Origin of the sequence: Arenibacter sp. F20364, from assembly GCF_023015905.1 — a bacterium.
Taxonomy (GTDB): Bacteria; Bacteroidota; Bacteroidia; order Flavobacteriales; family Flavobacteriaceae; genus Arenibacter.
The window spans coordinates 1-21,911 of record NZ_JALKBD010000031.1; the positions used below are offsets into that span (position 1 = coordinate 1).

Consider the following 21,911-nt stretch of genomic DNA (forward strand, 5'->3'; position numbering starts at 1 on the left):
TTTGAAGGCAATGTTCAATGGAACTGAATCAGGCACTTTGTTTTATCGGTATTATGTAGGTTGACGGAACAAAGAAACGGCCTATTTTTCAATTTCGTCTTAAATCAAGTGGTTTTCACATGGGGTCTAGGTAGCCGTCCATAGAGCATTTCACCCAAGTGAAAGCGGCCTGGACGGTGCGGCCGTGGAAAGTGCGTGGATTTAAAGAAATTTAAAATCAGCCTAGCGTTTTTTGGTTCGTTTTTTGGGCGATGCAAAAAATGAACAAACACCAACTCCGGGATAGCTAATTCTATTTTTATCCAATTCACACACAACTTTTGGGATTGATCCGTCTTTTGTATAATAAAATAACTTAGATTATTGTAGAATCTAAAAATTATGTATATTTGCGGTGCTGAAAGAATATAAAGTATTCATGAGGGGACATTTTGTCCCCTCTTTTATTACTATACTTTAATTAATCGGCACGGTAAAAGAACAGCTTTACGTTATATTCTGAAGCAGGTCGATTTCAGATTTGAGAGCAGATGTTAAAAAACCGAAGTATATGTTGAAGGAAAAAGTTACTGCACTTTTAGAGGAAGCGCTAAAGGAGAATCAATCACTTTTTTTATTGGATTTTTCAATATCCGCGGATAATAAAATTAAGATAACCTTGGATGGCGATCAGGGTGTTACTTTGCAGGATTGTATGAATGTAAGTCGTGCCATAGAGCATAACTTGGACAGGGAAGAGGAAGATTTTTCCTTGGAAGTGGCTTCTGCCGGAGCGGCATCGCCGATCAAATTAGCCAGGCAGTACGCCAAAAATATTGGTAGAAAGCTTGAGGTTAAAACCCAGGATAAGGAATTTGAGGGTAAATTAACAGAGGCATCAGAGGATAGTATTACCTTGGAATGGAAAGATAGGGAACCCAAACCCATAGGAAAAGGGAAAATTACGGTTCAGAAAAAGCAGCAAATCGCAATTTCTGATATTAAAGAAGCTAAAGTTGTATTAAAATTTTAATTGTAGTTCAAAAATGGAAAATATTGCGCTAATCGAATCTTTTTCGGAATTTAAAGATGATAAATTCATAGATAGGGTAACGCTAATGGCGATTTTGGAGGATGTTTTTAGGAATGCGTTAAAGAAGAAGTTTGGTTCCGATGACAATTTCGATATCATTATAAACCCGGATAAAGGGGATTTGGAGATTTGGAGGAATAGGGTAGTGGTGGAAGATGGAGAGGTTGAAGATCCTAACGAGGAGATATCGCTTTCTGCAGCAAGAAAAATAGAGCCGGATTTTGAAGTGGGTGAAGATGTGTCCGAGGAAGTAAAGTTGATAGATCTTGGTAGGAGGGCTATTTTGGCCTTGAGACAAAATCTTATTTCTAAGATTCACGAGCACGATAATACCACCATCTACAAGCAATTTAAAGACCTTGAAGGTGAGATTTATACCGCAGAGGTACATCATATCAGACACAAGGCCATAATTCTTTTGGATGATGAGGGAAATGAGATTATTTTACCAAAGGATAAACAGATTCCTTCCGATTTCTTTAGGAAAGGAGATAATGTACGGGGAATAATAGAAAGCGTAGAGCTGAAAGGCAACAAGCCTACCATAATTATGAGTAGAAGCTCTCCCTTGTTTTTGGAGCAGTTGTTCTTTCAGGAAATCCCGGAAGTCTTTGATGGTTTGATCACCATTAAAAAGGCAGTTAGGATTCCCGGAGAAAAGGCCAAGGTGGCCGTAGATTCCTATGACGATCGTATTGATCCTGTAGGAGCCTGTGTAGGAATGAAAGGGTCTAGAATCCATGGAATTGTCCGTGAATTGGGCAATGAGAATATAGACGTTATAAACTGGACCAGTAATCCCCAGTTATTGGTAACAAGGGCATTGAGCCCGGCCAGGGTTTCTTCAGTGAAATTGAACGATGAAAAAATGACCGCCCAAGTATATCTTAGACCAGAGGAGGTTTCCAAGGCTATAGGTAGGGGAGGTCATAACATACGTTTGGCCGGTCAACTAACTGGTTATGAGATTGATGTATTTCGTGAAGGTGTAGAGGAAGATGTTGAGCTTACCGAGTTCTCCGATGAAATAGAAGCATGGATCATTGAGGAATTTAAGAAAATTGGTATGGATACGGCCAGAAGCGTTTTGGAACAAGATGTGGATGATTTGGTAAAAAGGACCGATTTGGAAGAGGAGACAATTTTAGAAGTTGTGCGAATTCTTAAGGAAGAATTAGAAGATTAAACTATATATTAGCAGTAAATTACAAGAATAGGAATTATTTTTTATGGCGGATAATGCAACGATAAGGCTTAATAAAGTCCTAAGAGAACTTAATATTTCATTGGACCGGGCGGTAGACTATCTCGGGTCCAAAGGGCATGATATAGATGCGCGGCCTACCACCAAAATATCCAATGAGGTATATCAGGTTCTATTGGACGAGTTCCAAACGGACATGAGCAAGAAAGTTGCGTCCAAGGAGGTGGGTGAGGAAAAGAGGAAGGAAAAGGAAGCTATACGATTACAACTGGAGCAAGAGCAGGAAGAGAAAAAGCTTGCAAGGGAAAAGCGGGCCGAGAAGGAGAATGTTATTAAAGGCCGAGTGGAACTTGCAGGGCCAAAAACTGTTGGAAAGATAGACTTGGACGCTGGTAAAAAAACAGCTCCCGGTGCACCGGTTAAATCGGAGGAGGCGGCTCCTGAAAAAGAACCGGAAAAAGCTCCTGAAAACGTAGAAGAAAAGGCTCCCGAAATAGTAGCCAAGGAAGAGCCTAAAGAGGAGGTTGCAGAGAAGGTGGAAACGCCTGAAACTAAGACGGAAGAAGTGGCTCCAAAACCTGAAACCGTTAAGCCGGAAGAGGTTAAAGAAGCTAAGGTGGTTAAGGAAGAGAAGAAAGAGGAGGCTCCCGATGAACAGGATTCAACAGGTGAAAAAGAAGTTATAACTACCAAGTACCAAAAGCTTAGCGGGCCAAAAATAATGGGGGATAAAATAGACCTCACAAAATTTGAAAAGCCCAAAAAGAAAAAAGAAGCACCAAAGACTGGTGACACTTCCGATAGGAAGAAAAGGCGAAAACGTATAGTTAGTAAACCTGGTACCGACTCGTCGAGCAGGCCGCCAGCAGCCAAGGGAAGAGGTCCTGTTGTGAGAAGGGGTCCCGGACAACGCTTTGTATCAAGTGCCAAGGTAGAACCTACCGAGGAGGACGTGCAAAAGCAGGTTAGGGAAACCTTGGAAAAACTTCAGGGAAAATCCAAAAAAGGGAAAGGTGCCAAATATAGACGGGACAAGAGGGATCAACACCGTCAGCAAACTGAAAAGGACCTGGAGCAACAGGAACTGGAAAGTAAAATATTAAAGGTGACAGAATTTGTTACCGCAAGTGAGGTGGCTACCATGATGGATGTGCCAACTACCAAGATTATTTCTGCATGTATGTCGCTCGGAATTATGGTGACCATGAACCAACGTTTGGATGCGGAGACTTTGTCTATTGTGGCCGATGAATTTGGTTACGAGGTTGAATTTGTAACCGCCGACTTGGAAGAAAGTATCGTTGAGGACGAGGATTCTCCGGAAGATTTGGAACCAAGAGCTCCAATTGTTACGGTAATGGGACATGTGGATCACGGTAAAACTTCTTTGTTGGATTACATAAGAAAGGAAAATGTTATCGCCGGGGAGAGTGGAGGAATTACTCAGCACATTGGTGCATACGGGGTAACTTTGGAGAATGGTCAAATGATATCCTTCTTGGATACTCCAGGTCACGAGGCTTTTACGGCGATGCGTGCACGTGGGGCCCAAGTTACGGATATAGCGATTATTGTGGTTGCGGCGGACGATGATATTATGCCACAGACCAAGGAAGCCATAAGCCATGCGCAAGCAGCTGGGGTTCCCATAATTTTTGCCATAAACAAAATTGATAAACCTACGGCCAATCCTGAAAAAATTAAGGATGGTCTGGCACAAATGAACCTTTTGGTGGAAGATTGGGGTGGAAAAATTCAATCCCATGATATTTCGGCCAAAACGGGTCTTGGAGTTAAAGAGTTGTTGGAAAAAGTACTTTTGGAAGCCGAACTTCTGGAATTGAAAGCCAATCCTAATAAATTGGCTTCGGGGACAGTAGTGGAAGCATTTTTGGATAAAGGTAGAGGTTATGTGTCCACTATACTTGTTCAGGCCGGTACTTTGAAGATCGGGGATTATGTGTTGGCGGGAACTTGCAGCGGTAAGGTAAAAGCCATGCAAGATGAGCGCGGTAACAATATTAAGGAAGTAGGACCATCACGGCCAATATCCATATTGGGATTGGATGGAGCCCCGCAAGCGGGCGATAAGTTCAACGTTCTGGAAGATGAACGTGAGGCTAGACAAATTGCTACCAAGAGGTCTCAATTATTACGGGAGCAATCGGTTAGGACGCAAAGACATATCACTTTGGACGAAATTGGTAGGCGTATTGCACTGGGCGACTTTAAAGAATTGAACATAATCCTTAAAGGGGATGTGGATGGTTCTGTAGAGGCCTTGACGGATTCGTTCCAGAAATTGTCTACAGATGAAATACAGGTGAATATTATCCATAAAGCGGTTGGACCTATTACGGAATCGGACGTATTGTTGGCTTCAGCCTCGGATGCGGTTATCATTGGGTTTAATGTGAGGCCAATGGGCAACGCCAGACAGGTGGCTGAAAAAGAGGAAATAGATATTAGAATGTACTCTATTATTTATGACGCTATCAATGATCTTAAGGATGCTATGGAAGGTATGTTGTCTCCTGAAATGAAGGAAGAGATTACGGGTACCGCTGAAATAAGGGAAACCTTTAAAATATCCAAAGTAGGTACTATTGCAGGTTGTATGGTGACCAGTGGTAAGATCTTTAGAAATTCAAGTATTAGATTGATCCGGGACGGTGTTGTTATTTACACTGGGGAGTTATCTTCTCTGAAGAGGTTTAAGGATGATGTTAAGGAGGTATCCAAAGGATATGACTGTGGATTGCAGGTTAAAAATTACAACGATATTCAAGAATTGGATATCGTGGAAGCATTCCAGGAAGTGGCTGTTAAGAAGAAATTGAAATAGCCGGGGATACTTTTTGTAAATAGTTGAAAGTAAAAGAAAAAACGACCTAGTTGGTCGTTTTTTCTGGTTTAAGGAGCATGGCGCTCGGATATTTTTGCCTCACTTCTATAAGTTTTCGCTCGCCTTCCAATTGGGTTTTGAATTTCCCGATCCTAACTCTGTAGCTGGGCGACTCAAAATCGATTTTCGTTGGCCAATTCGGAAAATCCTTATCAACATTGGCCTTCAGGGTTTCTGCTTCCTGAAAGGAGCCAAAGCCAACTTGAATTCTGTAATGGCTGCTGTTTTCATTTACTGATTTATAGATTCCCAGTAGGTTCGTGATTTTTTCATCTTGTTGGATGTTGATATTGCCTTGTTGAGCGTTGCAATAGAAAGCGGAACAAGCTAAAAAGAGTGTGAAAGAAATGGTTTTCATAGGGTTTTTATGTTATGAAATTTAGACAGTACAAATGTAAATTATTCAGAATCAATCAAAAGATTTTATTTTTATTTAGAATTGGTATAAATTGTAAATTATCAATACCTTAACATTTCCAAAATAAAGTCTAATGCGTATTTTTGCCATCAATTTGAGCATGGTCTGCAATTTGTTATTTTGAATGTATAAATATCATGCCAAACTTTCGATAGAAATATTTTTAATATGAAAAAGGTTCCATACCGCAATCTAATTTCTAAAGTTTTAGGTGTCAGTCTGGTAGTAGCATTACTGCTTTCAAATTCCCTTCTTGCTCAAGAATCTGTAGAAGCCACATCTGGCGAAGGTGATGCTGCTAAGGGTAAACAATTGTTTAACCAAAATTGTGCTGCGTGTCACGCTTTGAACAAGAAGATGACCGGTCCAGCTTTGGCAGGGGTCACTGAAAAGTATGAAAAGGAGTGGCTTTATCAGTGGATAAAGAACAGTCCGGCAATGATCAAATCCGGAGATGCTGATGCCTTAAAGATTTACAATGAGTACAATCAGGCGGCAATGACACCGTTCCCGTTATTGTCCGATCAGGATATTGATAATATCTTGGCCTATACCGACGCTCCTCCTGTGGTAGCTGTGGCTCCTGTTGCAGTGGCGGATGGTGTACAAGGCGGGGGGGATTCCTCGGGAATATCCAATGAAATAATTTTGGGTGCATTGGCATTGGTTTTTGCTTTGTTGGTTATGATGTTGGTTTTGGTGAACAAAACCTTAAGGCGTATTGCGGAGGCCAATGGAGTGGTATTGGAAAAGGAGTTGGCGGAGAAAAGGACGCCAATATGGAAGGCTTTCGCCCAAAATCAATTTTTGGTTCTGGTTTTTTCTATTTTTCTTTTATTGAGTGCTGCTTATTTTGCATATGGTTGGATGATGCAGGTTGGTGTTGATCAGGGGTATGCCCCGATTCAACCTATTCATTACTCCCATAAAATTCACGCTGGAGATAATGCTATAGAGTGTAAATATTGTCACTCATCTGCCAGGGTTTCCAAAACTTCTGGAATTCCTTCCCTTAATGTTTGTATGAACTGTCATAAATCTATTTATGAATATAAAGGAAATCCAGAGGGTCCGAGTCAAGAAGATTTGGCAAATGGATATACCAATGAGTTCTATACTGGTGAGATCAAGAAATTGTACAAGGCAGTAGGATGGGATGAGGAGAATCAAAAGTATACAGGGGACTCCAAGCCGGTAGAATGGGTGAGGATCCATAATTTGCCAGACTTTGCCTATTTCAATCACTCTCAGCACGTTTCGGTTGCGGGTATAGAGTGTCAGACTTGTCATGGTCCTGTTGAGGAGATGGAAATTATGTATCAATATTCTCCTTTGACCATGGGGTGGTGTATTAACTGTCACCGTGAGACAAATGTTAAGGTTGAAGGAAACGAATATTACGAAAAGATTCATGCTGAACTTTCCCAAAAATATGGGGTAGACAAACTTACTGCCGCCCAAATGGGTGGATTGGAATGTGGTAAGTGTCACTATTAATCAAACTAACTAGTAGATAATTTCAGATATATAATATGTCATCAAACAAAAAATACTGGAAAAGCGAGGCGGAATTAAACCCAAACGATTCCATTGTTGAGACGCTAAGACAAAATGAATTTGTTCAAGAAATTCCTGTAGATGATTTCTTGGGTGATAAAGAAACATTGGCGGCATCTTCGACCAACAGAAGGGATTTTCTTAAATATGTCGGATTTAGTACGGCTGCTGCTTCATTGGCAGCATGTGAGGGTCCGGTAACCAAATCTATTCCCTATGTAGTGAAACCGGATAATATTATTCCCGGGGTGGCCAATTTTTATGCCACTACCATAGCGAATGGTTTTGATTTTGCCAGTATTTTGGTAAAAACTCGTGAGGGAAGACCTATTAAGATAGAGAACAATACCGATGCAAAAGTAGGTGGCGGTGCCAATGCCCGTGTTCAGGCCTCGGTTCTATCGTTGTACGACAGTACTCGTTTGCAAGGGCCTACCTTTAATGGGGAGCCTGTTGCTTGGAGCGATGTGGATGTTGCTGTGAAGTCTAAGATAGGGTCGCTAAAAAATTCAGGTAAAAAAATCGCGATATTGTCGCAGACATATGCCAGTCCTTCCACTTCTAGATTGATTTCTGAGTTTAAGGAAGCCCATGGTAATGTGGATCATGTTACATATGACGCCATATCGGAGGATGCGGCGCTTTCTGCTTTTGAAGCCAAGTATGGTGAAAGGGCCTTGGCGGATTACAATTTTGGGGATGCCGAGATCATTGTTTCTTTTGGTGCGGATTTCTTGGGAGATTGGCAAGGAGGAGGATATGATGCCGGATATTCCAAAGGAAGGGTTCCGAAAAACGGAAAGATGTCCAGACATGTACAGTTTGAGGCCAATATGTCTTTGACCGGAGCCAATGCGGACAAAAGGGTTCCTTTAACCCCGTCCGAGCAAAAAGTGGCTTTGGCTTATTTTTATGGTAAGCTTAATGGTACTTCCGGTGGAGGTGATCTGCCTGAAAGTGCAAAAGCTGCTTTGGATGCGGTAGTGGCTCAGGTTTTAAAGAATAAATCAAATTCCGTTGTTGTTACGGGTATAGACGATGTTAATGCTCAGGCTGTTGTTTTGGCCATTAATGAAATGTTGGGAAGTAAGGCTTTTGATGCTGCTGCTCCCAAATATCTAAGACAGGGTAGTGTTAAGGCCGTTAATGCCTTGTTGGCGGATATGAAAGCTGGCAAAGTAGGTGCCTTGTTTATGGATGGGGTTAACCCTGCATACTCCTTGCCTAATGCTGCGGATTTTGCTGAGGGAATCCAGAATGTTGATTTAACAGTGGCGTTCTCCACCAATAGAAATGAAACTACGGAATTGGTTCAATACGTTGGTGCTTCAAACCATTACTTGGAATCTTGGGGTGATGCTCAGTTAAAGAAGGGGCATTTTAGCCTGATGCAGCCTACTATAAAGGAATTGTTCGATACTAGACAGTTCCAGGGAGCCATGTTACAGTGGTTGGATAGTGACAAAACTTATTACGATTATATAAAAGAAACTTGGAACGCAGGAATATTGGGAGGTAGTGACTGGAATCAGGCATTGCACGATGGTGTTTTTGTTGCTGATCCGGCAATGGAGGAAGCTGTTGTTGCAGCTCCTGCCCCATTTGTTTCGGAAGAAGTGGAAATGGCCACTGAGATTCCTTTGGCTTCTGCTATTAAAAGTTTATCCGGAGCTACTGCAGAGGGTATGGAGCTTACACTGTATTCCAAAGTTGGTATGGGTGACGGGCAGCAAGCAAGTAACCCTTGGTTGCAAGAGTTTCCTGATCCGATAACCCGGGTTTCTTGGGATAACTATGTAACCGTTTCCAAGGCTGATGCAGAGAAATTGGGCTTGGTCAATGAAAATGTAGCCGATGGTGGATTGGATGGTAGTTATGTTAAGCTTTCGGTAGACGGTGTTGTTGTTGATGGTGTTCCTGTAATAATCCAGCCTGGTCAGGCGCCCGGTTCTTTGGGACTTTCTTTTGGGTATGGGAAAACTGTAGGAATGAAAAGTGAGATGCAAACCGGGGTGAATGCCTATGCATTATATAGGAATTTCTCCAACACTCAATCGGTAAGCATAGAAAAGTCTGCCGGGATGCATGAATTTGCTTGTGTTCAATTGCATAAGACTTTAATGGGTAGGGGTGATATCATAAAAGAGACCACCTTGGAGATATTTAATACTAAGGATGCTAAAGAATGGAATGTTGTTCCTGTAGTATCCTTGGATCATCAGGAAGTTCCTGCTACTACTGTGGATTTATGGGATAGTTTTGACCGTTCAATAGGTCATCATTTTAATCTCTCCATAGATTTAAATGCCTGTACCGGTTGTGGGGCCTGTGTCATTGCATGTCATGCAGAAAACAATGTACCGGTTGTAGGTAAGGCGGAAGTAAGAAAATCTAGGGATATGCACTGGTTGCGTATCGATAGATACTACAGCTCGGAAGAAACTTTTGAACAGGATGATACTAAGAAGGAAGAATTTGATGGCTTGTTCGGGGATAAGGGGTCCTTGGGAGGATTTGGCGAGATGGAGCATCCATCCGTAAATCCACAGGTAGCATTCCAGCCTGTAATGTGTCAGCACTGTAACCACGCACCATGTGAGACAGTTTGTCCGGTTGCGGCTACTTCGCACGGACGTCAAGGTCAAAATCATATGGCTTATAACAGATGTGTTGGAACTAGGTACTGTGCCAACAACTGTCCTTATAAAGTGAGACGATTTAACTGGTTCCTGTATAATGAAAACGATGAGTTTGATTATCACATGAACAATGACCTAGGTAAAATGGTTATCAATCCAGATGTTACTGTTAGGTCTAGAGGTGTTATGGAAAAATGCTCAATGTGTATCCAAAAAACCCAGAAGACTATTCTAGATGCCAAGCGAGATGGTCGTGTGGTCAAGGATGGTGAGTTTCAAACTGCTTGTTCTGCTGCCTGTAGCAGTGGGGCAATGACATTTGGGGATGTAAATGACGCGGAGAGTGAAATTGTGAAATTAAAGGAAAGTGACCGCATGTATCACCTGTTGGAGCATGTTGGTACTAAACCAAATGTTTTTTATCACGTGAAAGTGAGGAATACGAACGAAGCTTAATCAAATTAAAGGAACGTAACTATATATTAAATTATGGCGTCGCATTACGAAGCACCTATACGAAAACCCTTAGTTCTTGGAGATAAAGGATACCACGATGTAACCGTGGACATTGCCGCTCCGGTTGAAGGGAAGGCCAATAAGCATTGGTGGATTGTATTTTCCATTGCATTAGCGGCATTCCTATGGGGTGTTGGTTGTATAATTTACACGATATCTACGGGTATCGGAACATGGGGATTGAATAAAACAGTAGGCTGGGCCTGGGATATTACCAACTTCGTTTGGTGGGTAGGTATTGGACATGCTGGAACCTTGATCTCTGCGGTATTATTGCTGTTTAGGCAGAAATGGAGAATGGCAATTAACCGTTCTGCGGAGGCGATGACTATTTTCTCTGTTGTTCAGGCGGGATTATTTCCTATTATCCACATGGGACGACCATGGTTGGCTTATTGGGTGTTGCCTATTCCTAACCAGTTTGGATCTCTTTGGGTGAATTTTAACTCTCCATTGCTTTGGGATGTATTTGCAATATCTACTTATCTTTCCGTTTCCTTAGTGTTCTGGTGGACAGGTTTATTACCCGATTTTGCAATGATACGTGATCGTGCAGTTAGGCCTTTTCAAAAGAAAATATATAGTTTAATAAGTTTTGGATGGACAGGACGTGCCAAGGATTGGCAGCGTTTTGAGGAGGTGTCCTTGGTTTTGGCAGGTTTGGCCACACCTTTGGTACTTTCCGTACATACCATTGTATCCTTTGACTTTGCCACATCGGTAATTCCGGGATGGCATACTACTATCTTTCCTCCCTACTTCGTTGCTGGGGCTATATTCTCAGGTTTTGCCATGGTGAATACCTTGTTGATCATTATGAGGAAAGTATGTCATTTGGAGGCTTATATTACCGTGCAGCACATAGAGTTGATGAACATAGTAATAATGTTGACCGGTTCTATTGTGGGCTGTGCTTATATTACGGAGTTGTTCATGGCGTGGTATTCCGGTGTGGAGTACGAACAGTATGCATTCTTGAATAGGGCTACAGGTCCTTACTGGTGGGCCTATTGGGCAATGATGACGTGTAACGTGTTCTCTCCACAATTTATGTGGTTTAAAAAACTGAGGACAAGTATAATGTTTTCCTTCTTTATCTCTATTGTGGTAAACATAGGGATGTGGTTCGAGCGATTTGTGATTATCGTAACTTCATTGCATAGGGATTACCTACCGTCTTCATGGACAATGTTCTCCCCAACATTTGTGGATATAGGAATTTTCATCGGAACCATAGGATTCTTCTTTGTACTTTTCTTGTTGTACGCCAGAACTTTCCCGGTTATTGCCCAGGCAGAGGTGAAATCCATTTTAAAGTCTTCGGGAGAGAAGTATAAGAAATTGAGGGATGCAGGTAAGCCTTTGTACGAGATATCCAAAAACAAGACGGTGGTAAAGGAAATGGAACCTATCACCGATGATGTGTTGATGGGGGAAGTAGTTCCAAAGGTTGGTGATAAGGTTGGAGTGTCCGAACTATTGGGTACCATAGGTACATTTGATGCCACTAAGGAGACAGCGGATGACCTTAAGAAAATTAAAGGAATTGGGCCTCAAATGGAAGCTACTTTGAACCAAATAGGAATATACACCTTCGCACAGGTTGGTCGTATGACGGATAAAGAGTATGATCTGTTGGATTCTATTACAGAATCGTTCCCAGGTAGGGCACAAAGAGACGATTGGGCAGGACAAGCAAAGATTTTAAATAATAAGAAATAATTATGGCGTCGAAAGTTATACATGCTTTTTATAATGATGACGATGTGCTAATGCATGCTGTTAAAAAGGTAAAAGCGGCAAAGCATCATATTGAAGAAGTTTATTGTCCTTTTCCGGTGCATGGTTTGGACAAAGCAATGGGGCTTGCTCCGACTAGGATTGCAATAACCTCATTTATGTATGGTTGTGTTGGTCTTACAGTGGCAATTGTAATGATGAATTATATAATGATCCAAGATTGGCCACAGGATATTGGTGGAAAGCCTAGTTTTAGTTATTTGGAAAATATGCCGGCTTTCGTGCCTATTATGTTCGAGCTAACGGTTTTTTTCGCGGCGCATTTAATGGTAATTACTTTTTACCTTAGAAGTAGGTTATGGCCTTTTAAAGAAGCTGAAAATCCTGATGTAAGAACCACTGATGACCATTTTTTAATGGAAATTGAAATTCATGATAACGAGAAGGAATTGATGGATTTGTTGTCGGATACCGGAGCAGTCGAAATTAATATTACAGAAAAGTAGTCATAGATATTATGAACAGTTTTAGCAAAATAGGAGTCTTGTTTGGTTTGGTATTATTAGTTGCTTCTTGTGCAAACAAAAATAGCAGAAACTATCAATACATGCCCAATATGTACGAATCCGTAGGTTATGAGACCTATCAGAAAGTTGATTTTCTTCCAGATGGGATGGAAGCTGGTCTTCCGGCCGAAAATAGCGTAGCAAGGGGTTGGATACCTTACGGAATTGAGAATACCATGGAAGGAAAGGAGTTGGCAAGAGTTAATCCAAGTCCCCTGGACTCTTTAAAGCAAGAGGAGAATCTAGCTGTTGGCAAGGAACTATATAGTATTTATTGTGCAATTTGTCACGGTGATAAAGGAGACGGACAAGGTAACTTGGTGAAAAGGGAAAAGATATTGGGTGTGCCCAGTTATGCGGATATAGCTAGAAACATAACTGTTGGTACGTCATATCATGCCATTTACTACGGATTGAATTCCATGGGGTCCTATGCAGGGCAATTGGATACTGAAGAACGTTGGAAGGTTTCTGAATACGTAATGAAATTGAAACAAGATTTAACAAAATAAGACCTAGATATTAGCAATATGTACACTTTTTCAAATAGATTAAAAATTGCTTCCTTCATTTTAATGGCTGTGGGCGTTTTGGGAATTGGTATCGGTTTTATGGCTGCGCCAACTACTGTAGAAGAGGCAAAAGCAATTGTTGCCGGACACGGAGACGGTCATGGGGATGCCCATACGGTTACAGAGGGTCATGGTGACGAAATGGGACACGGGGAGGCACATGATGCTTCGCATGACGAGCATTTATTGCACCAGTTGCAAAATAAGCCTTGGGCGGCATTATATGTTGCAGCCTTTTTCTTTTTTATGATTGCGTTGGGAGTTTTGGCCTTTTACGCTATTCAGCGTGCAGCTCAGGCGGGTTGGTCACCATTGCTCTTCAGGGTAATGGAAGGAATAACAGCTTATTTGGTGCCAGGTGGTATCGTTGTATTTGTAATATTGGCCTTGTCGGTAGCCCATATGAATCATTTATTTGTGTGGATGGACCCAGAGGTAGTAGCGCATGATAAATTATTACAAGGTAAGGCTGGTTTTCTTAATGGTACATTCTTCCTGATTAGGGCAGCAATATTTTTAGGAGGTTGGATTTTATATAGAGAGTATTCCCGAAAATTGTCTTTGGCTCAGGATGAATCCAATGATAACGCTAATTTTAAATTGAATTTTAGGATTTCTGCGGCCTTTTTGGTATTTTATTTAATATCGGAGTCCATGATGTCTTGGGATTGGATAATGAGTGTGGATCCACACTGGTTTAGTACCCTTTTCGGATGGTATATCTTTGCAAGTATGTTTGTATCCGGAATTACCGTTATTGCCATGGTAACTATATATCTTAAATCTAGGGGTTATTTGCCGGACGTTAATGATAGTCATATTCACGATTTGGCTAAATTTATGTTTGGAATCAGTATTTTCTGGACCTATTTGTGGTTCTCACAGTTCATGTTGATTTGGTATTCCAATATTCCTGAAGAGGTAACTTATTACGTTACCAGGATAGCCGATTTCAATTTACCATTTTTTGGTATGGTAGCCATGAACTTTCTGTTTCCTGTACTATTGCTTATGAATAGTGATTTTAAAAGGGTTAATTGGTTTGTTATAATGACCGGAATCGTCATTTTGGCCGGACATTATTTGGATATTTTTAACGCGATAATGCCATCTACCGTTGGTGATCAATGGTTTATTGGTATCCCTGAAATTGGATCCATTTTGTTCTTCGCCGGATTGTTTATATTTTTTGTTTTCAGGGCTTTGACCAAGGCTCCATTGCAACCAAAGCGCAATCCATTTATTGAAGAGAGTAAGCATTTTCATTATTAGTATTTAGTATAAAAGTATAATTTCAAATCATACGATGACTCCATTATTGACCATAGTTGTTTTAGTATTAGTGGCAATTGCTATCTGGCAAATGACCAAGATATTCGAATTGTCACAAATTAAAGCTAGCAATTCCCAAGTAGCAAGCAAAACGGATAACAAGTACAATGGGTATTTGATGTTCGCGTTTTTAATTTTCCTATACGGACTCACCATTTTTAGCTTTTGGAAATATTCAAAAACGCTTTTGCCCGAAGCTGCTTCCGAGCATGGTGGGGGGTATGATTCGTTAATGCTGCTTTCGTTTGTAATTATTTTTATTGTACAAACATTAACCCAATTTCTATTGCATTACTTTGCTTATAAATACAGGGGAGATAGGGAAAGAAAGGCTTTGTTCTTTGCCGATAACGATCGTTTGGAATTTATATGGACCATTATTCCGGTAATCGTTTTGGCAGGCTTGATATTGTGGGGCTTGTATGCTTGGACCAATATCATGGATATCAACGATGAGGACGACCCTTTAACTGTTGAACTTTATGCCCAACAATTTAGTTGGACAGCAAGGTATGCCGGTAATGACAATGTTCTAGGGGATGCAAATGTTAGGATGATCGACATTGATAAGGCAAATGTTTTAGGTTTGGACGGCGCCGATCCAAATGCCGCTGATGATATAATTGTGAAGGAATTACATTTACCTGTAGGGCGCAAGGTTAATTTTAAAATGCGTTCCCAAGATGTACTGCACTCTGCTTATATGCCACACTTTAGGGCGCAGATGAACTGTGTGCCCGGGATGATTACTCAATTCTCCTTTACACCTACAATAACAACGGCGGAAATGAGACAAAACCCTGATGTTGTGGACAAAGTAAAGCGCATCAATGGTATGAGGGCGGAAAAAGCAGCCCGAGGAATTGAGAATACTGATCCGTGGGAATTTGATTATATCCTGTTGTGTAACAAGATATGTGGCAAGTCCCATTATAATATGCAGATGAAAATTATTGTTGAAACTGAGGAGGAATATAATGCTTGGATAGCAAGTCAACAGACTTTTGGTAAGTCAATGGCTTCAGCACAGTAATTTAGTCTTTAAAAATAACTTTATAAAAAATTTAAAAAAATACAACTATGTCTGTAACAGCTCACGCACACGTAGAAGACCATTCAGAAGATCACGGACATCATCACAAAGAAACCTTTGTGACGAAGTATATTTTTAGTCAAGATCATAAAATGATTTCCAAGCAGTATTTGATTACTGGACTTATCATGGGATTCATTGGTATTTTAATGTCTTTATTGTTCAGGATGCAATTGGCATGGCCAGGGGAATCTTTTGCAATTTTTGAATTTATCTTGGGTAAATGGGCACCTGGAGGTGTGATGGACGCAGATGTCTATTTGGCATTGGTTACGATACATGGTACTATCATGGTATTCTTTGTTTTAACGGCAGGATTGAGTGGTACGTTTAGTAATTTATTAATTCCCCTTCAAATAGGGGCCAGGGATATGGCTTCTGGATTTTTGAACATGGTTTCGTACTGGTTGTTCTTTCTGTCCAGTGTAATTATGCTTTCTTCCCTGTTTTTAGAGGCAGGACCGGCAGCTGCTGGTTGGACGGTTTATCCGCCGCTTAGTGCACTTCCAATGGCACAACCGGGTTCAGGAATGGGTATGACACTTTGGTTGGTAGCTATGGCCATATTTATAGCATCTTCCCTACTAGGGTCGTTGAACTATATTGTTACCGTGATTAATCTGAGGACCAAGGGAATGTCTATGACTAGACTGCCTTTGACCATTTGGGCATTCTTTGTTACCGCGATTATAGGTGTGGTTTCTTTCCCAGTGCTATTGTCCGCTGCTTTATTGTTAATAATGGATAGAAGCTTTGGTACTTCTTTCTTCTTGTCGGATATTTTTATCCAAGGAGAGGTATTGCATTATCAAGGTGGTTCCCCAGTACTATATGAACATTTATTCTGGTTTTTGGGACACCCTGAGGTGTATATTGTAATCTTACCTGCAATGGGCATGGTATCCGAAATTATGGCGGTTAACGCGCGTAAACCAATTTTTGGATATAGGGCTATGATCGCCTCTATCTTGGCAATTGCATTCTTGTCCACTATTGTTTGGGGGCACCATATGTTTATTTCAGGTATGAATCCTTTCCTAGGTTCTGTGTTTACCTTTACCACATTATTGATTGCCATCCCATCTGCGGTGAAGGCTTTTAACTGGATTACTACCTTGTGGAAAGGTAACCTCCAATTGAACCCTGGAATGCTATTTTCCATTGGGATGGTTTCGACTTTTATTTCCGGTGGATTGACCGGAATTATCCTTGGGGACAGTACCTTGGATATTAATGTGCATGATACGTACTTTGTAATAGCCCACTTCCATTTGGTAATGGGAATATCTGCACTTTATGGATTGTTCGCCGGTGTCTATCACTGGTTCCCAAAGATGTTTGGTAAAATGATGAACAAGAACTTGGGTTATGTGCATTTTTGGATAACTGCTGTATGTTCTTACGGAGTGTTCTTCCCAATGCATTTTGTTGGGATGGCCGGTGTGCCGCGTAGGTATTATGAGAATACGGCGTTTCCAATGTTCGATGACCTAACGGATATTCAGGTATTAATGACAGTGTTCGCACTTATTGCTGCTGGTGCCCAATTAATATTTGCCTTCAATTTTATAAGAAGTATTTTCTACGGAAATAAAGCAGTTCAGAATCCATGGAAAGCAACTAGCTTGGAATGGACAACACCTGTAGAGCATATGCACGGCAACTGGCCCGGAGCAATTCCAGAAGTACACCGTTGGCCATATGACTATAGTAAAACTGATGACAATGGGGAATATATAATTCCCGGACAGGATTACGTTCCTCAAACCATGCCTTTGTACGATGGTGAGGAAGAAATGCAGCATTAACGATTGGAAATAACAAAATTTAAAAGTCCATCCCTAAGATGGACTTTTTTTGTACCTTCCATTTACATATGGGATATCCATGCATCCTTTTGGTGTTGCGGACCATATTAATTAATTGCTAATTTGTGGTGGTGTAATATCAATGGTTATTGCAAATGCTTTTAGGAAAAAGATCTATTATGTATTTTAAATTATTGGAAGTGAGGCACATACTTTTATTTTTTATGTTATTGTTTGGCTGTATGCTCTATTCGCAGCGTACACCTAAGATTAAAGGCAATAGAAATGTGATAGAGGTTAGGGAAACCTTACCTCCTTTTAATGTTATTCAATTGGATAGTGATCTTGATATCAATTTACAGGACGCCTCAACGGGGGAGTATATTATAGAAGCTGATGACAATTTAATAGATATATTAAAATTTAAGGTAGAGAACGAAACGCTGATCATTAGCTCCTATTACAAAGTAACCTCTAAGAAGAAGCTTGATATTACTGTAAACTTTAGTGAATTGTTCGGGATAATAGCCAATGATGGAAATATTGTTGTTAAGAATCGATTTTCTACCGAGTTTCTGGAGGTAAATACCACGGGTTCGGGTAGAGTGGAAATAGATGTGGATGCGGATGCAATGGAGATTACAATGAATGACGATAGTAAGGGTAATTTTAAAGTAGATAGTGATACCTTAAATATCCGCATGGCGGAGAAATCTGATTTAAGATTGTTTGGGGTCATGGAAAACACCGTTTTGTATATGCAACGAAATGCCAAGGCCGATTTGGAAGGTTTTACCAATGTTTTTCAATTGCATTTATTGGACGGTTCCGATCTCAAAGCAAAAAGATTGGAAGCCAATAGTGTTGAAGCAAGGTTGGAAGGTAGCACTTCAGCGGAAGTCTTATCAACGGCAACCGTTGATCTTAATTCACAAGGATCTTCCAAGACCTATGTATTTGGTGATGGCAAAATTAATCTGCTGGAATTTCTTGATACTTCAGAGCTATATCGGCGTAAAAATTAACGACTTATCGGGGCTGTTAAACAATGGTCAGGAATCCCAAAACCATCTACCAAAACCTCTATGTGCGGTCTAAACTCTGTGCTTAACCTCTCTACACGCTGCCGTATGGCCTTGGACTTGGTGCTTCCCAAATAGCCTTGTTCCAGATACCATGAGGCATCTTCCCGGATTTCGGATAAAGCAAATAGGCATCCAATTTTTTGAAAGAGTTCTTGGTTCTTTTTGTCTTCGATTTTTTCTACAAACTGTAAATAGGTATTATAGGCCAATTCGCAGCTGTAAGCTTTTCCCAATGCAATTAAATGAGTTTGTACTTTTAGGAAGGCCTGATATGTAGGGACCCCTTTCTTGATATAGTCCCTAAGGCGCAATGCCGCAGAATAGGTTAATCTTCTTGTCCGATGGTCAAAGGCATGTTTGTGGAATTTAGGATTGTATAAATGCTCCTTATCCACCTTGTTGGCATATATTGGATTAATAGTGACCAATTTGTCGCTGATTTGGGTGCCCAATAGCTTAAATACTGCAGTAAAGCCGGCGCTGTTGAATTCTGAATTAAAATCGGACATAATGCCTTTGGCCGCCAATTGTAAGAGAACTGTGTTATCCCCTTCAAATGTGGTAAATATATCCACATCACCTTTTAAATCCGCTATTCTATTTTCCAAGAGGTAGCCCTTTCCTCCACAAGCTTCACGACATTCCTGAATGGTTTCATTTGCAAACCAGGTTATAATTGCCTTTAGGCCGGCTGCCTGGGTCTCTATCTGTCTTTTATCCGTTATACTGTCGTCACTATAAGTTTTCATTAATGAGTCCAATGTTATCTGATAGACGTAAGCTTTGGCAATTGCGGGAGTAAGTCTAAGTTGGTGGGAGGGGTAGTCCATGATCAAATCCTCTTGGACTTTAACATTATCATTGAACTGCCTTCTTTGTAGCGCATACTTAACGGCAATGGAAAGGGCCATTTTTGCCCCGCTCAAAGCTCCTTTGGCCACACAAATGCGTCCGCCGACCAAGGTGCCGAGCATGGTGAAAAAGCGTTTGTTCGGATTTTTTATTTTGGAATAGTAAGTGCCATCAGGTTTAATGTCTCCGTATTTATTAAGAAGATTCTCCCTTGGTACTGTAACTTGATCAAACCAAATCTTGCCATTGTCAACCCCGTTGAGCCCTAATTTGTAACCATTATCTTCAATTCGCACGCCTGGCATAAGACGATTGTCACTGTCCCTAAGTGGTACCAAAATGGCATGGACTCCGTGATTTTTGCCTTCAACTATCAATTGAGCAAATACCGAGGCCATAGTTCCGTGTAGTGCGTTACCAATATATTCCTTGTTATCGTTCTTTCCAGGAGTGTGAATGGTAATATTGTCCCGTTCCTTGTTGTAGGTGGCCGTTGTTTTTATGCCCCTTACATTGGATCCATGGCCCGTTTCTGTCATGGCGAAACATCCTAGTAATTTGGCCTCCCCAATAGCGCTTAAATAACGTTCATGGTGTTTTTTGGTGCCCAACTTCTGAATACTGCCTCCAAAAAGCCCAAATTGTACGCCAAACTTTACGGTTAAGCTGCCATCCAGAAACATTAGGTTTTCAAAAATAGTGGCATACAAAGGCATATTGCCCTTGCCACCATAAGCTTCGGGATAAGCTAAGGCGCCATACCCTACATTGGCCAAATATTTCACCTGTGAAAGTACTTTTTCCCTAAAATTTTCTTTGTTCTTTATTATTTCCCAAGAGAAAATTGGATGAGCCAAGGTATCCCTAAATTCATCTATTTCACGGTGGAAGATACCTTTGAAAATTTTGTCTATTTCTTTTGGGTCGTAAAAATGGGACGTTTTTTCCAGCTCCACTTCCACCTCGAATAAATGATGATAATGATTGGGCTGTATCCCTAGGTTTATTTCAATGGCCGATAGATTTTCGTTGAATAAATGGGCGGAACCGTTATTTGATATCAATTTCTGGCTAAACGAAGTTAAAGGGTGGTTGTCACTTTCCACCAATTTAAGGCCGGAATGGGCAATGGTACGTTGCCAAGATTTTATTTCAGTATCCAGCGGTGGCTGGGCAGTGTTTAGCCAACTGTTCAAGGTTTTTCGATCTTCTTTGGAAAGGTTCTGGTCATCGTCGATTATCTTTTTTACAACGGCAATCTCGGAAACCGTCAAAAGATCATCGGACCAAATAACAAAGAAGAAAGGTATATACTGAAGAATACTAGGAGGATATGTTGTCTGTATCATACTATGAATTTACATTATTTTTTTTTCAATTTATCCTAGGTACACAGGATTAAGAAATATTTGGGAATCATAATTAATTGGAAGGTGTGCGGCTGTTCTTATATATGTTTTCATTGAAAAACTATTCCAATTTCCATTATCTTTGTTGGAGTATGAATGAGAACCTAGATCCCACGGCCAGTAATTTTTCAAATGAGGAATTCGATATAGAAAGAGCATTGCGCCCAATTTCCTTTGATGATTTTACCGGGCAGGAGCAAGTATTGGAAAACCTGAAGATATTTGTTCAGGCCGCCAATTTAAGGGGCGAAGCCCTAGATCACACCCTATTTCACGGTCCTCCAGGGCTTGGAAAAACTACTTTGGCCCATATCCTGGCCAATGAATTGGGGGTGGGAATTAAAATGACTTCTGGCCCTGTGTTGGATAAACCTGGGGATTTGGCTGGGCTACTGACCAATTTGGACGAAAGGGATGTTTTGTTTATTGATGAGATCCATAGATTGAGTCCTATCGTAGAAGAATATTTGTATTCTGCCATGGAGGATTATAAGATCGATATTATGATAGAATCTGGTCCCAATGCCAGATCGGTACAGATTAATTTAAACCCCTTTACGTTGATCGGTGCTACTACCCGTTCGGGATTATTGACGGCTCCCATGCGGGCCCGATTTGGTATTCAGAGCAGGTTGCAATATTATTCCACGGAACTGCTATCTACCATAGTAGAGCGCAGTGCGGAAATATTAAAGACTCCAATTACCCAACAGGCTGCCATTGAAATAGCGGGTAGAAGTAGGGGTACTCCCAGAATATGCAATGCCCTATTAAGACGGGTCCGAGACTTTGCCCAAATAAAGGGAAATGGAAAGATCGACATAGAAATCTCCCAGTTTGGATTAAAGGCCTTAAATGTGGATGCCCACGGATTGGACGAAATGGACAACAAGATATTGACAACCATTATAGACAAGTTTAAAGGAGGCCCGGTGGGGATAACTACTTTGGCTACTGCCGTTTCTGAAAGCGCTGAAACCATAGAGGAGGTCTATGAGCCATTTTTAATACAGCAGGGTTTTATTATGAGGACCCCGAGAGGCAGAGAGGTTACGGAATTGGCATATAGGCACTTGGGAAGGATCAAGGGGAATGTCCAAGGAGGCTTATTTTAATGTTGCCATCCGGCTAGGGATAGTATCT

15 protein-coding genes are annotated in these 21,911 nt (G+C 40.9%); 13 read left to right on the forward strand and 2 right to left on the reverse strand.

Annotated elements, in window-relative coordinates:
- Positions 1 to 550: 550 nt before the first annotated feature.
- Genes rimP through infB form a run of 3 tightly spaced genes read left to right on the forward strand, consistent with a single transcriptional unit; the run spans position 551 to position 5,121 of the window.
- On the forward strand, positions 551 to 1,012 hold the full coding sequence (gene rimP, locus MWU84_RS19385; protein WP_246904744.1) for a ribosome assembly cofactor RimP: 462 nt from the start codon (positions 551 to 553) through the stop codon (positions 1,010 to 1,012).
- Positions 1,013 to 1,025: 13 nt separating this feature from the next.
- Positions 1,026 to 2,258, forward strand: coding sequence for a transcription termination factor NusA (nusA, locus tag MWU84_RS19390; RefSeq protein WP_031442384.1), 1,233 nt, complete (start codon positions 1,026 to 1,028; stop codon positions 2,256 to 2,258).
- A 43-nt stretch (positions 2,259 to 2,301) separates the two neighbouring features.
- Complete coding sequence (gene infB, locus MWU84_RS19395) at positions 2,302 to 5,121, forward strand: translation initiation factor IF-2 (protein ID WP_246904746.1); 2,820 nt, start codon at positions 2,302 to 2,304, stop codon at positions 5,119 to 5,121.
- A gap of 46 nt (positions 5,122 to 5,167) precedes the next feature.
- On the opposite strand, the gene MWU84_RS19400 is transcribed toward infB, so the two are convergent.
- On the reverse strand, positions 5,168 to 5,539 hold the full coding sequence (locus MWU84_RS19400) for an SPOR domain-containing protein (protein ID WP_246904748.1): 372 nt from the start codon (positions 5,537 to 5,539) through the stop codon (positions 5,168 to 5,170).
- A 228-nt stretch (positions 5,540 to 5,767) separates the two neighbouring features.
- Here MWU84_RS19400 and MWU84_RS19405 point away from each other — a divergent pair, with 228 nt between their 5' ends.
- The 9 genes from MWU84_RS19405 (at position 5,768) to MWU84_RS19445 (ending at position 18,447) form a co-directional block, all read left to right on the forward strand.
- Positions 5,768 to 7,096 carry a c-type cytochrome gene (locus MWU84_RS19405; RefSeq protein WP_246904750.1) on the forward strand — a complete coding sequence of 443 codons (1,329 nt, stop codon included), beginning with the start codon at positions 5,768 to 5,770 and terminating at the stop codon, positions 7,094 to 7,096.
- Between the two features lie 35 nt (positions 7,097 to 7,131).
- Complete coding sequence (locus tag MWU84_RS19410) at positions 7,132 to 10,251, forward strand: TAT-variant-translocated molybdopterin oxidoreductase (protein WP_246904752.1); 3,120 nt, start codon at positions 7,132 to 7,134, stop codon at positions 10,249 to 10,251.
- Positions 10,252 to 10,284: 33 nt separating this feature from the next.
- Complete coding sequence (nrfD, locus tag MWU84_RS19415) at positions 10,285 to 12,033, forward strand: NrfD/PsrC family molybdoenzyme membrane anchor subunit (protein ID WP_246904754.1); 1,749 nt, start codon at positions 10,285 to 10,287, stop codon at positions 12,031 to 12,033.
- A 2-nt stretch (positions 12,034 to 12,035) separates the two neighbouring features.
- On the forward strand, positions 12,036 to 12,557 hold the full coding sequence (locus MWU84_RS19420; protein WP_246904757.1) for a DUF3341 domain-containing protein: 522 nt from the start codon (positions 12,036 to 12,038) through the stop codon (positions 12,555 to 12,557).
- Between the two features lie 11 nt (positions 12,558 to 12,568).
- On the forward strand, positions 12,569 to 13,129 hold the full coding sequence (locus MWU84_RS19425) for a cytochrome c (protein WP_246904761.1): 561 nt from the start codon (positions 12,569 to 12,571) through the stop codon (positions 13,127 to 13,129).
- An 18-nt stretch (positions 13,130 to 13,147) separates the two neighbouring features.
- Positions 13,148 to 14,461 carry a quinol:cytochrome C oxidoreductase gene (locus MWU84_RS19430; RefSeq protein ID WP_246904764.1) on the forward strand — a complete coding sequence of 438 codons (1,314 nt, stop codon included), beginning with the start codon at positions 13,148 to 13,150 and terminating at the stop codon, positions 14,459 to 14,461.
- Positions 14,462 to 14,495: 34 nt separating this feature from the next.
- Positions 14,496 to 15,554, forward strand: coding sequence for a cytochrome c oxidase subunit II (locus tag MWU84_RS19435; protein WP_246904767.1), 1,059 nt, complete (start codon positions 14,496 to 14,498; stop codon positions 15,552 to 15,554).
- Positions 15,555 to 15,601: 47 nt separating this feature from the next.
- Entirely contained in the window at positions 15,602 to 17,422 is a 1,821-nt protein-coding gene (locus tag MWU84_RS19440) for a cbb3-type cytochrome c oxidase subunit I (protein ID WP_246904771.1), read from the forward strand.
- Positions 17,423 to 17,601: 179 nt separating this feature from the next.
- Positions 17,602 to 18,447, forward strand: coding sequence for a DUF2807 domain-containing protein (locus tag MWU84_RS19445; RefSeq protein WP_246904774.1), 846 nt, complete (start codon positions 17,602 to 17,604; stop codon positions 18,445 to 18,447).
- Here the strand turns inward: MWU84_RS19445 and MWU84_RS19450 are convergent.
- A complete protein-coding gene (locus tag MWU84_RS19450) occupies positions 18,444 to 20,708 on the reverse strand; it encodes an acyl-CoA dehydrogenase (protein ID WP_246904777.1) in 2,265 nt (754 codons plus the stop codon). The two genes, MWU84_RS19445 and MWU84_RS19450, sit on opposite strands and share 4 nt — an antisense overlap.
- 152 nt (positions 20,709 to 20,860) lie before the next feature.
- Here MWU84_RS19450 and ruvB point away from each other — a divergent pair, with 152 nt between their 5' ends.
- Positions 20,861 to 21,883, forward strand: a complete 1,023-nt coding sequence (gene ruvB, locus MWU84_RS19455; RefSeq protein WP_246904780.1) for a Holliday junction branch migration DNA helicase RuvB — start codon at positions 20,861 to 20,863, stop codon at positions 21,881 to 21,883.
- The last annotated feature ends 28 nt before the right edge of the window (positions 21,884 to 21,911 follow it).